Genomic DNA, 13,073 nt, shown 5'->3' with positions numbered 1-13,073 from the left:
TAATGTTCAGGACCTTGAATGACGCTGCCACCCAATCAAGCTGAAAAAGGCAAACAAAATGGCGGCGACACAGACGATGGAAGGTCCTGCGGGCGTGTCAAAAACATAGGCCGCCCGCAACCCTGCTACGGCGGACGTCGCCCCGATTGCTGCAGCAATCAGAGCCATGGTTTCAGGCGACCGTGCCAGACTGCGCGCTGCAGCGGCCGGTATTATTAGCATCGCCGCGATCAACAGAACGCCCACAACCTTGATTGCAACTGCCACCGTGATTGCCAGTGCAATCGTCAGGATCAATTGTTCACGCTTGGGGTCGAACCCACTGGCATAGGCCAGTTCTTCATTCAACGTCGCTGTCAACAGCTGGGACCAGCGCCAGGCGATCAAAACGACGACCAGTGCGGCTCCACCCCAGATAACGGCCAGATCCGAGCGTGACACGGCCAGGATATCGCCAAACAAATAGGCCATCAAATCGATCCGGACACCAGAAAGGAATGAGACCGCGACAAGACCAAATGCCAAAGCGGAATGCGCCATGACCCCCAGCAAGGTATCCATTGCGTACCCGCGACCTGCCAACAATGTCACCGTCAGTGCCATCAGCAGTGCAACAGCCAACGCTCCTGTAAAAACCGATATCTGAAAGGTTAGCGACAGGGCGATGCCAAGGATGGCGGCGTGCGCTGTGGCATCGCCGAAATAGGCCATACGTCGCCATACTACGAAACACCCCAGCGGCGCTGCAGCAAAGGCCACGCCCACTCCGGCCAGTGTGGCCCGGGTCATGAAATCATCAAGCATTATTCTGCGGCTTCCTGTGAGTCTTTTCCATGATGATGATCGTGGTTGTGATCATGGTCATGGCGGTAAAGAGCCAGCGCACCCCCCGTTCCGGTTCCGAACAACGCGCGGTATTCCGGGGCCGAGGCCACCACCGCCGGAGATCCCTCGCAACAGACATGGCCGTTGAGGCAGATCACTCGGTCGGAGGCACTCATAACCACGTGTAGTTCATGGCTTATCATGATGATTGCGCACCCTGTTTCGCGGCGCACATCTTCGATCTGGCGGTAAAACGCAGCCGATCCGGGCTGGTCCAACCCTTGCGTAGCCTCATCCAACAGCAGGATTTCTGGTCGGTTGATCAATGCCCGCGCCAGCATCACGCGCTGGAACTGACCACCCGAAAGCTGCGACATCTGGCGCTTGAGAAGATCAGGTACGCCCGCTGTATCCAACGCCGTCTTGCAATCCTTCTTGGACGCACGATGGGTCAACCGCATGAACCGTTCAACGGTGATCGGTAGGGTCGGGTCGATATGAAGCTTCTGTGGGACATACCCAATTTTCAACCCCGGCTTTCGTTTTACCTGTCCTGCAGACGGTTTGGTCGCACCGATTATGGCGCGCAGAAGACTTGTCTTACCCGAACCGTTGGGACCGACAATTGTCACGATTTCGCCAGGCTCGACACCCATGTTGACATGCTTCAACACAGTATTGGCCCCATAGCTTACGCTAAGGTCTTCTACGGTAATCAGGTTCATTTCTACGCCTTTTCGGTGCAGTCGGGGCAAACACCTTCGGCTTCTACAACGGTCCGTTCAATCTCGAAACCCACCGCCCGTGCCGCCGCGCCCAGCTCTCCTTTTGCAGGTGCGGAATGAGTTTCGGCGACGGCATCACATTTCCTGCAGATCATGAAGGCCGGGGAATGTGTCGCCCCGGGGTGGGCGCATGCGACAAACGCGTTCAAACGTTCGATTTTGTGGACAAACCCGTTGTCGACCAAAAAATCGAGGGCGCGGTAGGCTACAGGTGGCTGCGACCCGAAGCCTTCGTCGCGCAATCGATCTAGTATCGAATAAGCGCCAAGGGCCCGATGTTCCTGCAGCAGCATTTCCAGAACCTTGCGCCGAACGGGCGTCAGGCGCAGACCTTCTTCTTTGCACCGAGTTTCGGCAACAGCAAGGCTGCTTTCGACGCAATGGGAGTGGTCATGCTTTTGAAATCCGACGAGGGCGGAGTCATCAGCAGGTGCAGGTCTCGTCTCACTTGTCATGTTATTCCATATCATGTATGCCGCCGGCAACGTTATAAAATCACATAGAGGGTTTGATGTCCAGAAAGCTTCTTCCTGTTTCGATCACGGCTGCGTTGATGGGGGGCACAGCGATGGCCGACGCCCCGAGTGTTGCAGTTGATATTGCACCGGTGCATTCGCTGGTGGCGCGCGTAATGGAGGGTGTAGGTACACCAAACCTGATCGTGCAACCCGGCGCATCCCCGCATGAATACAACCTCCGTCCTTCCGAGGCCGACGCGCTTCAGAACGCAGATCTGGTCTTCTGGATTGGCGAAGACCTGACACCTTGGATGGAAGGCGCAGTCGAAACGCTGGCCGACGGTGCAACGGTCACAACACTGCTGGAAGCTGACGGGACCGTCCTGCTGGACTTCCGCGAAGGTGCTCTGTTTGAGGCGCACGATCACGGCGATGATGAGCACGCTGAAGGTGATGATCATGATGACCACGGCGACGAGCATGCCGAAGGCGAAGATCATGACGACCACGATCACGAGGATCACGCTGACGAAAAAGATCATGACGATCACGACCACGGCGATGAGCATGCCGAAGACAAGGATCATGATGACCATGACCACGGCGACGAACATGCCGAAGGTGAAGATCATGATGACCACGGCGACGAGCATGCTGGCCACGATGACCATCATGACCACGCGCATGGCGATCACGATCCGCATGCCTGGCTTTCGCCGGAAAATGCCAACAACTGGCTGAACGTGATTGCTGCGCAGCTTTCCGCGGCGGACCCAGACAATGCAGGCGCCTATTTCGCAAATGCAGCTGCGGCACGTGAAGAGATGGCAGCACTCTCAGCAGAGATCAACCAAGCTCTGGAACCCGTTCGCGGTGGCAACTTTATCGTTTTTCACGATGCCTATCAGTACTTTGAGAACGCCTTTGATTTCCCGGCGTCAGGTGCGATTTCCATCGGGGATGCTTCAGACCCCAGCCCAGCGCGGATTGCCGAGGTCCAGGGACGCATTCGTGAAGAAGGGATAAATTGCGTTCTGTCAGAGCCTCAGTTCAACCAAGGCCTCGTCGCCACCGTCATGGATGGGACTGAGGCGAAAACGGCAGTGATTGACCCGCTTGGTTCTGACCTTGAGCCCGGAGCGGCGCTCTACCCGCAAATGATCCGGAACATCGCGAAAACACTGGCTGACTGCCTGTGATCTGATCTCTCAGCCCGTTTTGTTTAAATTCCGGAACGGGCTGGTTATCACCGGGGGCAACAAGGTATCTAGTACACTTGTGTTGGCGCGTCTTGTTGTCCCCGGTGCGCGTACACGAATGCCCAATACATATGGCTTCTGTACAGCTTTTAAGCGAAACAGGAGAAATCTATTCGAATGGAAAACTATCCAGCCGTTCGCTGCCTGTTTCGGTGACAAGAACCTGCGTTTCCAGTTTAATGCTTTCTGATCCCTGCTCGGCAATCAAGCTTTCGACACACACGACCATGCCGGGTTCAAAACGCCCCGACATTGCTCCACCCCCCCAATCCACATGCAAGGGAACCACCGGCCATTCGTCGGCCATACCGACACCGTGAACCGCCAACGAATACCGATACGGAATGTAAGGATCAGGTATCCGCCAGCTTTTGTTGTTGAATTCGGCAAAGCTGACACCCGGGCCCACCAGTTCAAGGTTGTGGTGAATCTGCTGCAGTGCGGTGTCGTACAGGCGACGCTGTGCGGAAGACATGGGCGTGTAACCGCATGTCCATGACCGCGAAAGGTCGGCGCAGTAGCCGTACGGGCCGATCATGTCGGTGTCGAATGAAATCATCTCGCCCAGCTGGCAGGGCCGATCCGAACATTCTTGGTACCAAGGGTTCGTCCTTGGACCACATGTCAGCAACTTTGTTTCAAGCCAATCACCACCCGATCGCGCGTTTTCGAAATGCAGATGCGCCCAGAGTTCGCGCTCAGTCTTGCCGGGCGTGGAATGTTCGTAGATCCGCGCCATGCCCGCCTCGCACACGCGGATCGTCCAGCGCATCAACTCAATTTCATCATCTGATTTGATCGATCGCGCGATCTCTGTAAGGGGCGAGCCTGCTATAGGATTGAGACCGCGTGCTTTCAAAGCCTCGACACCGCTGCTTTCGAGCGTGTCGCAAGCAATCCTAAGATTATCCCCACCATACTGCCGGACGAGGTCCGCAATCTCATCTGCCCAAAGGTCTGTTGCCCTGTCCGTCTTGTCACCTGAAGCCATGAACATCCAGGTTTTGGCGATCCTCAATTCATCGATCCCGGGCAACCCTTCGCTTTGGTGAAGGCAACCCTTGAACTCGAACATAATAGACGGGCCATTGTTCAGGATCAGCGCATAACGCATGGGGTTATGCAACGTCCAAACCTGCATGTTGGAACAGTCGAACGCATAGCGGATATTGCAGGGATCATACAGCAGCAACGCCGCACAATTCACCTTGTCCATTTGCTGGCGAAGACGCTGCAGCCGATAGTCCCGTGCCTTATCCAGAACCACAGCGGGCACCGGGCTTTTCAGCGGTTTCTCCGCGCCTTCGCTGTTCAGGTAGGTCAGCTTACGCTCGTCCTTGAATGCGCCATCCCGGATCACGACGCGCGCCCATAAAATCCAATGCGTTCTTCGTCGGTGAATTGGACATTTGGCCGTTCATAGTATGAAAACACAGCGATGATGCGGTCGCGGTTGCCTTGCACAGGCGTGACACGGTGCGCCGTGTTTTTGCCCTTGAAGATGTTCAACATCCCAGGCTGGAGCTTCATCTGTGTTGGTTTGCGCCGGCCTTCCAGCAAATCCGCCACCCCATTGTAGTTCGGGTTGTCATCTGCGCGCAGGTCCTTTTCGTACTCAAACTCACCCCCCGCAAGCGGGGCCTGCAGCAGTAGTGTTGTGGTGAATTCCGACCTGTCGAAATGCCAATTCAGGGCCTGCCCAGCTGAGTATGCCATGACGTTCACACGGGCCAGCGGGTCGTCCATGACAAAAAGCTTGGGCTTTCCCATGACTGCTGCCAAAAATTGCGAAAATGGCGGCCACTCATAAAGACGTATCACTACGGCCTGCCCCAGCTGATCGGCACAAATCGTCCGGTTGGAAGTTTCAAACTGGGTCAGGGCCGGATGGTCATTACTGAGACCCTCGATTGACGTCTTGAAATAGATGTTGTGCCGCCGCTCATGGACAAACGCGTTTTCGTCGAAAACCGGCCGCAGATCAGAAACCGCAGATTGCAGTGCGTTGTCCCGAACAAAACCAGGCAAGTTGAACAATCCGTTCTGTGAAAGCTCGGACTTGCACCGTTCAATCAGGTCTTGCCAAGCCGCGCTGCCCGGCTGGTCCAGCGGATATAAGTCCAGATTGATGATCTCGCGCATCTTCGACCCTCCCTGTCTCCTATCCTGAGTAGGACTTGAAACAGAGTTTTATCAATAGGTATTCTTTTTATGATACGTAAGAATTTCTAAAGGTTGAACATGAAGCGAATTGCCCCGTTGAATGCGCTACGTGCGTTTGAGGCCGCAGCCCGGACCGGGTCATTTACCAAGGCCGCGCGTGAATTGAACGTCAGTTCGGCAGCCATTAGCCAGCAAGTAAAACTGCTGGAGGAGTTTTGGGAGGAAACGCTGTTCATCCGGCAAGGTAACCGGATCTGGCTGACGGATTCCGGGCAAACGGCCTATCCTGAACTTGCAGCCGCCATGACGCGCCTGTGGGATTTGTCCGACCGGATGCAGCGAACAACAAGTCGCCGAAAGCGCCTGATCCTAAGCGCGCCCCCATCTGTTGCCGAAACATGGCTGGCCTCAAAGCTATCCACACTGGACCTAAACAAACTTGAAACCCCGCTACACATTCGCGTCGAGGATGATCCCGTGGACTTTCAGTCCGACCAGATCGACATGCGGGTATTTTATGGTCATGATCTTTATGGGGATTTTCAGGTGGTCCCTTTGTTTTCCGACGTCATGATCGCGGTGGCCGCCCCGCAATATGCCGTCCAGTTCGACCACAAGCTTGATGATGTACCAGATCAGAACTTTATTCACACAGACTGGGGACCGGGTTTCGCCTCCTCCCCGGACTGGAACACCGCCTTGGACGGGCGGCGGATCATTGACCGCTCGGCCGGGCAACTTGTAGGACACAGCAGCACCGCGTTACGCTTTGCGCGCGGCAGTTTGGGCGTGGCTCTGGTTCCGCAGGAAATGGCGGCGATGGATTTGAAATCGGGCACCGTTGTCAGGATGAAATTGACGCCAATCCCACTGCAGCAGGACTACCGGATAGCGCACCCAAAGAGACTGAGCTCTCATCCAAGTGTTCAAATGGTCGTGGCCGCACTCCAGAGTGGAACCACCAACTGAGCTTTAGGCGAGGATCACACCGCACCATCCTGCAGCGACGTGAGGTAACCACCCAGATTTGTTGACGACAACCGTTTGCCCGCATACGAACTTGGCCAAACGCAGGAAACCAACACGCGACGCGGCACAGACCTCGCTGAACTCCCAAGGAATAACTCCATGAGCGAAAACATCATCGTCAGCACTCAGGATCGCGTCACCACAGTGACGATTTCCCGCGAAGAAAAGAAAAATGCGATCACTTTCGCCATGTATTCCAAGATGGCAGAGACCATCGAAAAATACGGTCAAACCGATGAAGCCCGGGCGCTGGTTATCACTGGTACCGGGGACATGTTCACAGCCGGGAATGACCTGCAGGACTTCATGACAGGCGGCCTACCCGTGGGCGACCAGGAAAATCCGATCGTACGGTTCCTGAACGCAATCCGGGATTGTCCGAAACCCCTGATCGCCGCCGTTAACGGGCCTGCAATTGGTGTTGGTTTAACCATGCTACTGCACTGCGATTTGGTCTACTCCTCGCAAAGCGCCACCTTCAGCGCGCCATTTGTCCAACTTGGTCTGGTGCCTGAGGCCGGATCCTCGATGTTGCTGCCAGCATCGCTGGGCATGGCCGTCGCGAACGACGTCTTGTTGGCCGGACGGGTCCTTACCGCAGCCGAAGCCTTGAACCATGGTTTGGTCGCGCGTGTCTTTCCCGACAGCGAGTTGATGGGCAAAGTGCAGGCGATCGCATATGCTATTGCGGCTTCATCCCCAGTTGCACTCAGGCAGTCCAAGGCGCTGATCCGCAACCAGCGTAACGAAGTTGCCGGACACATGGCCGCAGAAATCAAGATTTTTGCTGCGCAGCTGCAGTCTGCAGATTTCGCCGAAAGCGTTGCTGCCAAACTACAAAAACGAGCACCTAACTACGGCTAGTCGGCTTTCTTTGATCGACAATGGCTGACCATAACTCACAAGCAGCGCGAGTTACTTGCAAGGGCGCGCGGGCCTGCCAACAAAACGCAAACTGAAACCAAACTCGCGTCAATGGCCCGGCCAGCAAATGACTAAGCCCTAGCGACTTAATTTCATTACTGGGCTGGTCAATCCCGCCCGGCAATGAAATCAGTGCGCATCAACAAATTTTGATTCGCCCCAATCGGCTTTCGTAAGTCGCGCAGGGCGTATTCTGTGGCTTTAGGATGGCGCTTCACCCGAAAGCCGCTTGAAGTCAGAGGAAAAGCATGGGCCTAACCTGCTATGACGTGATGGTACCGCCAGAGGTACAAAAGACCATTCTGCCGGATGAAAGCATCGCCACGGCCTTTAACATCATCAGAGACAGCCGGGCACGGTTCCTGCCTGTCGTCGCCGAAGATGGAACTTATGTCGGTGTCTTTACCGCTCCGACTTTGCTGAAACTGATCCTGCCGAAAGCAGCGACAATTGGCTTGAACGATGATGCGTCGCGCGTGCCGATTGAATCTCTGAGTTTTATGAACCTGACGCGGGATGATTTCGAACAACAGCTGGAACGGCTGAAGTCCGAAAAAGTTCGCGACAACATGTCGAGGCCGTCAAACATCCCTGTTGCTGCACCCGACACACCGGTGATGGAAGGCATCTTCCTGATCTACAAATACAAACGGCACGTGATCCTTGTTGAACCGGAAACCAACCGTTTCGTTGGCACCGTAAGCGCCAACTCGCTTTTGGATCGCGCACTCGACTAACCTAATACGAACCGGACAAATACCTTGGCTACGCATTCGACGTCACACGGAGAGGCCGCTCTCTCTGTTCCACAACTATTGGGCATTGATCCGCTTTGGATCGCGACCGGAATTCTGATTTTGGTGTATGCGGTTCTGATCACCGAAAAGGTCAACCGCGCCATTTTGGCGATGCTGGGCGCGTCGCTGATGGTTCTTTTTGGCATCATCAATCAGGAACAGGCCGTAGCAGGTGTGGATGCCAACACTCTGGCTCTGCTTATCGGTATGATGGTGATCGTGGGGATCACCAGCAAATGCGGACTGTTCCAATATGTGGCGATTAAGGCTGCAAAAGCGGTGAAAGCCAATCCCACAGGCATCCTGATCATGCTTACGCTTATCACGGCTGTATTCTCGGCACTGCTGGATAACGTGACAACAGTTTTGTTGATCGCGCCGATTACACTGCTGATCACCGAAGCACTGGAAACTCGGGTCTTTCCGTTCTTCATCGCAGAGATTCTGGCTTCGAACGTCGGCGGCACCGCCACACTTATCGGTGACCCGCCCAATATCATTATTGGCTCTGCAGCGGGCCTGAGCTTCAACGAATTCGTCGTGAACCTGGCCCCTATCTCGGCCATATGTCTGGTTGTCCTGACCGGTATTATCTACCTGATGAACCGTAAGGAACTGGCCAGCATTCCGAAATCGGCAAGTGAACGGATCATGGGGTTCAACGAATCCGAGGCGGTCACCGATGTGGTCCTGATGATCAAATCTCTGGCTGTTTTGGCGCTGGTTTTGCTGGGCTTCACGCTGGGGCATAGCTACGGCATTCAACCAGGTACGTCGGCGCTGGCCGGAGCGGGTCTATTGATGTTGCTGGCCTACGGTCATCAAAGCGGTGAAGAGCAATCCGAGTCGGTTCACCACATCTTTGGCGAAGTCGAATGGGTCACGATCTTTTTCTTCGGCGGACTATTCGTCATTGTTGCTGGTGTTGAACATGTCGGTCTGCTGGCATTCTTCGGTGAGAAAGTGCTGGAGTTGACCCAGGGCGACATGATGTGGACCGCGTTCTTCATCTTTTGGGCCTCCGGCATTTTGTCCGCAATCCTCGACAACATTCCCTTCGTCGCAACGATGATCCCACTGATCGAGTCCACCGCAGACACGTTTGGCGGCAAGGACGCGATTGAACCTTTGTGGTGGTCGCTGGCGCTTGGGGCCTGTCTGGGCGGCAACGGCACACTGTTAGGGGCAAGCGCCAACCTGACGGTGGCCGCTTTTGCAGAAAAGGCCAAGCAGCCTATCGGCTTTATCGCCTTTGCGAAGATCGCGTTCCCGATCATGATCCTGACCCTGATGATCGCAAACGTATACATCTGGCTGCGCTACTTCTGACCCTTTAGCCCTTTGAGCCAAACGTGTTGCTGGTTCAAAGGGCGTCTGGTTCCGACAGGCCTACCCCGACAAATGGAAATCACACGGCGTTGAGACACCAATTTTGGTTGTCTTTTTGGTCAATCCCCCCTAGTGACGGCCTCACCTCGGGGAGCACGGCCTGCCGCGCTGAGATGCTTATCAAGCGAACCCGTAGAACCTGAACCGGCTAGAACCGGCGGAGGGAAGGGTTTCGGTTTCATCCATCCTTACCCTCTCGCCGCAATGGAGGATGACATGAAACATCTGCTAATTGCTGCGGGACTTCTGAGTGCAACTTCGGCCATCGCCGCCGACAAGCCTCAGCTAACCGTTTACACCTATGACAGCTTTGTATCCGATTGGGGCCCCGGCCCGCAGGTCAAAGAAGCCTTTGAGGCAACCTGCGACTGCGAGCTAAACCTCGTAGGCGTCGAAGATGGTGCCGCACTTTTGTCGCGTATCCGGCTTGAGGGTGAAAACTCTGACGCCGACGTCGTGCTTGGGCTGGATACCAACCTGATTACAGCGGCCCGGGAAACCGGCCTGTTTGCGCCCAACTCTGTCTCCGCCGACTTCGCTCTGCCGATCGAATGGACCGATGACACATTCACTCCGTATGACTGGGGCTACTTCGCGTTTGTTCACAAAGCGGATGCGACAGCGCCTGCGAACTTCCGGGAGCTGGCGGATAGCGATACCAAGATCATCATCCAGGATCCTCGTTCGTCCACTCCCGGTCTGGGTCTGTTGATGTGGGTAAAAGCGGCGTATGGTGATGATGCACCCGAAATCTGGGCTGGTCTTTCCGACAATATCGTGACGGTCACAAAAGGCTGGTCCGAAGCGTACGGCCTGTTCCTTGAGGGCGAGTCGGACATGGTTCTCAGCTACACGACATCTCCGGCTTATCACCTGATTGCCGAGGACGATGGCAGCAAGGCCGCGTCTGCTTTTGACGAGGGCAACTATCTGCAAGTTGAGGTTGCGGCAAAGCTGGCCGCAACAGATCAGGCCGAATTGGCGGATCAGTTTTTGCAGTTCATGGTCTCGGATGCGTTCCAGCAAATTATTCCGACAACCAACTGGATGTACCCGGCCGTAACCCCGGCAGAAGGTTTGCCTAAAGGGTTCGACACCCTGACAGTGCCGGCGAAGTCTCTGCTGTTTTCTCCCGATGAAGCCGCCGCTGTGCGGGATCAGGCACTTGCAGAATGGCAGAACGCGCTCAGCCAGTAAGCCAATGGCCAGGCATTGGCGCGGCGGCCCTGGTCGCTGCGCTGATCCTGGGCACCCTGGCAGCGGTTGCAGCTCGCGCTGAGACCAGCGGCGGCTTCACATCTGCCGACTGGGCTGCACTGCGCTTCACGCTAACCCAGGCCACGATGTCCGCATTTTTCAGCGTGGCGTTGGCCATACCGGTTGCGCGGGCTTTGGCCCGCAGGCGGTTCCGCGGGCGCCGGGCTTTGATTGCACTTCTGGGCGCACCCTTCATCCTTCCGGTGATTGTCGCAATCCTTGGTCTTTTACAGGTCTTTGGGCGGTCCGGATGGATCTCGGACATTATGGGCGTTTTCGGCCTGCCCCCCATACGGATCTACGGCTTGCATGGCGTCGTGTTGGCCCATGTGTTCTTCAATCTGCCTTTGGCCACGCGACTTGTGCTGCAAGCCTGGCAAGAAATTCCCGCCGAACGATTTCGTCTGGCCGCGCAGCTGGGCTGCAACGGAATGGCCATGTTTCGGCTGATCGAAATGCCAATGCTTAAACGGACCCTACCGGGTGTTCTGGCCGTGATCTTCGCCATTTGCCTAACCAGTTTCGCAGTTGCCTTGACCTTGGGCGGAGGACCACGGGCCACGACGATCGAGTTGGCGATCTATCAGGCCTTCACTTACGACTTCGACCTTGGCCGTGCAGCCCTGTTATCCGCACTACAACTTGCCCTGACAGCTGCGACCGCTTTGGTGGCACTAAAGTTCTCACGCGGGGATGGATTTGGAACCGGACTAGATCGCGCCTTGCGCCGTTGGGACGGAGGCTTGCCTGCCATAGATACCTTCTGGATACTCGCAGCGGCGGTCTTTCTGATGCTGCCGTTGGCGTCAGTGGTGATTTCAGGAATTGCTGGTTTTTTTGATATGCCTGCGATCGTGTTTCGGGCCGCGCTGATCTCGGTCCTGGTTGCCGCGGCAAGCACCGCAGTCCTGCTTTTGCTAGCCTTGCCAATGGCCACCGCTGCGGCCAGCGGCCGGTATGGATTTGTGGAACTCAGCGGTATTTTGGGTTTGGCGGCATCTCCACTGGTCATCGGTACGGGCCTGTTCATTCTAATCCGACCCATTGCAAATCCGACCACACTGGCATTGCCTGTCACTGCGCTGGTGAATGCCGCAATGGCCCTGCCCTTTGCATTGCGAATTCTGGTACCCGCAGCCCAAGACATAACCGCGAGACACGGGCGCTTAGCGCTTTCATTGGATATGGGAAAGTGGACGTTTTTCACTCGCGTTTTACTGCCGCGCATGCGTCCGCAGATCGGTTTCGCTGCAGGCCTCGGGGCGGCGCTGTCGATGGGGGATCTGGGTGTCATTGCACTTTTTGCCGATCCGCAGATCGCGACCCTGCCTTTGCAAATCTACCGCCTTATGGGTGCCTATCAAATGCAGGCCGCTGCAGGTGGGGCATTACTGCTTTTGTTGCTGTCTATGGGCGCATTCTGGCTTTTGGACCGAGGAGGGCGCTGGCATGCTGAAGCTTGATTGCTGTGTGATTGAAAACGGGAATTTCACACTAAGTGCCGATATTCAGATCAAGGTTGGCACCCGCGTTGCCATTATAGGTCCGTCCGGGGCGGGCAAATCCACTTTGCTGGAAACCATCGCCGGATTTCGAGATCTGAAACAGGGCCAAATCTTCTGGAACGGTCGACAGATTTCCAACCTACATCCCGGCAAGCGCCCGATGGCGATGCTGTTTCAGGACGGAAACCTGTTCCCGCATCTGACGGCAGATGAAAACGTTGCCTTGGGTCTGCGCCCGAATGGCCGTCTAACGAAAGAAGAGCAAACACAGGTTAGGTCTGCTCTCGACCGGGTTGCACTGCATGGTATGGGCGAGCGCAAACCCTCAGAGCTATCAGGAGGGCAGCAAAGCCGGGTCGCGCTTGCCCGCGTGCTGGTGCAACGGCGCGAACTACTGATTTTGGACGAACCTTTTGCCGCCCTTGGCCCGGCCTTGAAAGCCGAGATGCTGGATTTGGTAGCGGATCTGGTGGCCGAAACCAAAACGACCCTGCTGATGGTTAGCCACGATCCTCAAGATGCACGCCGTATAGCCAACCAAACGGTACTTGTCGCGGACGAGACGGTGTTTGCGCCCACTCAGACAGAAGAACTTCTTGAAAACCCACCGCCTAGCCTACGCGCCTATCTGGGCTAGTGGCGATCCGACGCGGTACGCCAACGAGGCGTTGAATCAGGTCGC

At 55.8% G+C, this 13,073-nt stretch carries 13 protein-coding genes and 1 riboswitch; of the genes, 8 read left to right on the top strand and 5 right to left on the bottom strand.

Annotated features, from left to right (window positions below; translation table 11 throughout):
* Positions 1-6 precede the first annotated feature (6 nt).
* Genes GOW92_RS08165 through GOW92_RS08155 form a run of 3 tightly spaced genes read right to left on the bottom strand, consistent with a single transcriptional unit; the run spans position 7 to position 2,065 of the window.
* The gene (locus GOW92_RS08165; protein WP_170559707.1) at positions 7-804 is read right to left on the bottom strand and encodes an iron chelate uptake ABC transporter family permease subunit; all 798 of its coding nucleotides are present in this window, start codon (positions 802-804) and stop codon (positions 7-9) included.
* Entirely contained in the window at positions 804-1,550 is a 747-nt protein-coding gene (locus GOW92_RS08160; RefSeq protein WP_170559704.1) for a metal ABC transporter ATP-binding protein, read from the bottom strand. Before GOW92_RS08160 ends, GOW92_RS08165 begins: the two co-directional genes overlap by 1 nt.
* A 2-nt stretch (positions 1,551-1,552) precedes the next feature.
* The gene (locus GOW92_RS08155) at positions 1,553-2,065 is read right to left on the bottom strand and encodes a Fur family transcriptional regulator (RefSeq protein ID WP_170559700.1); all 513 of its coding nucleotides are present in this window, start codon (positions 2,063-2,065) and stop codon (positions 1,553-1,555) included.
* A 56-nt stretch (positions 2,066-2,121) separates the two neighbouring features.
* On the opposite strand from GOW92_RS08155, the gene GOW92_RS08150 reads away from it, so the two are divergent.
* The gene (locus GOW92_RS08150) at positions 2,122-3,267 is read left to right on the top strand and encodes a zinc ABC transporter substrate-binding protein (RefSeq protein ID WP_170559698.1); all 1,146 of its coding nucleotides are present in this window, start codon (positions 2,122-2,124) and stop codon (positions 3,265-3,267) included.
* Between the two features lie 169 nt (positions 3,268-3,436).
* Here GOW92_RS08150 and GOW92_RS08145 read toward each other — a convergent pair whose 3' ends face one another.
* Together GOW92_RS08145 and GOW92_RS08140 are read right to left on the bottom strand one after the other, a co-directional pair.
* Positions 3,437-4,687, bottom strand: a complete 1,251-nt coding sequence (locus tag GOW92_RS08145; RefSeq protein WP_368040264.1) for a M24 family metallopeptidase — start codon at positions 4,685-4,687, stop codon at positions 3,437-3,439.
* Complete coding sequence (locus tag GOW92_RS08140) at positions 4,684-5,469, bottom strand: HalD/BesD family halogenase (protein WP_170559696.1); 786 nt, start codon at positions 5,467-5,469, stop codon at positions 4,684-4,686. Before GOW92_RS08140 ends, GOW92_RS08145 begins: the two co-directional genes overlap by 4 nt.
* Before the next feature lie 99 nt (positions 5,470-5,568).
* Here GOW92_RS08140 and GOW92_RS08135 point away from each other — a divergent pair, with 99 nt between their 5' ends.
* The 7 genes from GOW92_RS08135 to GOW92_RS08105 all read left to right on the top strand — a co-directional run bounded on the left by GOW92_RS08135 (position 5,569) and on the right by GOW92_RS08105 (position 13,028).
* Positions 5,569-6,459: a LysR substrate-binding domain-containing protein gene (locus GOW92_RS08135; protein ID WP_170559693.1), complete on the top strand. Its 891-nt coding sequence runs from the start codon at positions 5,569-5,571 to the stop codon at positions 6,457-6,459.
* Positions 6,460-6,618: 159 nt separating this feature from the next.
* Complete coding sequence (locus tag GOW92_RS08130) at positions 6,619-7,383, top strand: enoyl-CoA hydratase-related protein (protein ID WP_170559691.1); 765 nt, start codon at positions 6,619-6,621, stop codon at positions 7,381-7,383.
* A gap of 308 nt (positions 7,384-7,691) precedes the next feature.
* Entirely contained in the window at positions 7,692-8,180 is a 489-nt protein-coding gene (locus tag GOW92_RS08125; RefSeq protein WP_170559689.1) for a CBS domain-containing protein, read from the top strand.
* Between the two features lie 24 nt (positions 8,181-8,204).
* Positions 8,205-9,569: a sodium:proton antiporter gene (locus GOW92_RS08120; protein WP_170559686.1), complete on the top strand. Its 1,365-nt coding sequence runs from the start codon at positions 8,205-8,207 to the stop codon at positions 9,567-9,569.
* A gap of 137 nt (positions 9,570-9,706) precedes the next feature.
* Positions 9,707-9,812, top strand: a riboswitch (TPP riboswitch).
* A gap of 33 nt (positions 9,813-9,845) precedes the next feature.
* Positions 9,846-10,826, top strand: a complete 981-nt coding sequence (gene thiB, locus GOW92_RS08115) for a thiamine ABC transporter substrate binding subunit (protein WP_170559684.1) — start codon at positions 9,846-9,848, stop codon at positions 10,824-10,826.
* Positions 10,802-12,349 (top strand): thiamine/thiamine pyrophosphate ABC transporter permease ThiP, encoded by a 1,548-nt coding sequence (locus tag GOW92_RS08110; protein ID WP_170559681.1) that lies wholly within the window; start codon positions 10,802-10,804, stop codon positions 12,347-12,349. Before thiB ends, GOW92_RS08110 begins: the two co-directional genes overlap by 25 nt.
* Positions 12,336-13,028, top strand: a complete 693-nt coding sequence (locus GOW92_RS08105; protein WP_170559679.1) for a thiamine ABC transporter ATP-binding protein — start codon at positions 12,336-12,338, stop codon at positions 13,026-13,028. The genes GOW92_RS08110 and GOW92_RS08105 overlap by 14 nt, the downstream gene beginning before the upstream one ends.
* The last annotated feature ends 45 nt before the right edge of the window (positions 13,029-13,073 follow it).

This window comes from Ruegeria atlantica, assembly GCF_013032505.1.
GTDB classification, from domain to species: domain Bacteria; phylum Pseudomonadota; class Alphaproteobacteria; order Rhodobacterales; family Rhodobacteraceae; genus Ruegeria; species Ruegeria atlantica_F.
The sequence above is the reverse complement of the archived record's forward strand: the minus strand, read 5'-3'. Positions and strand labels throughout refer to the sequence as shown.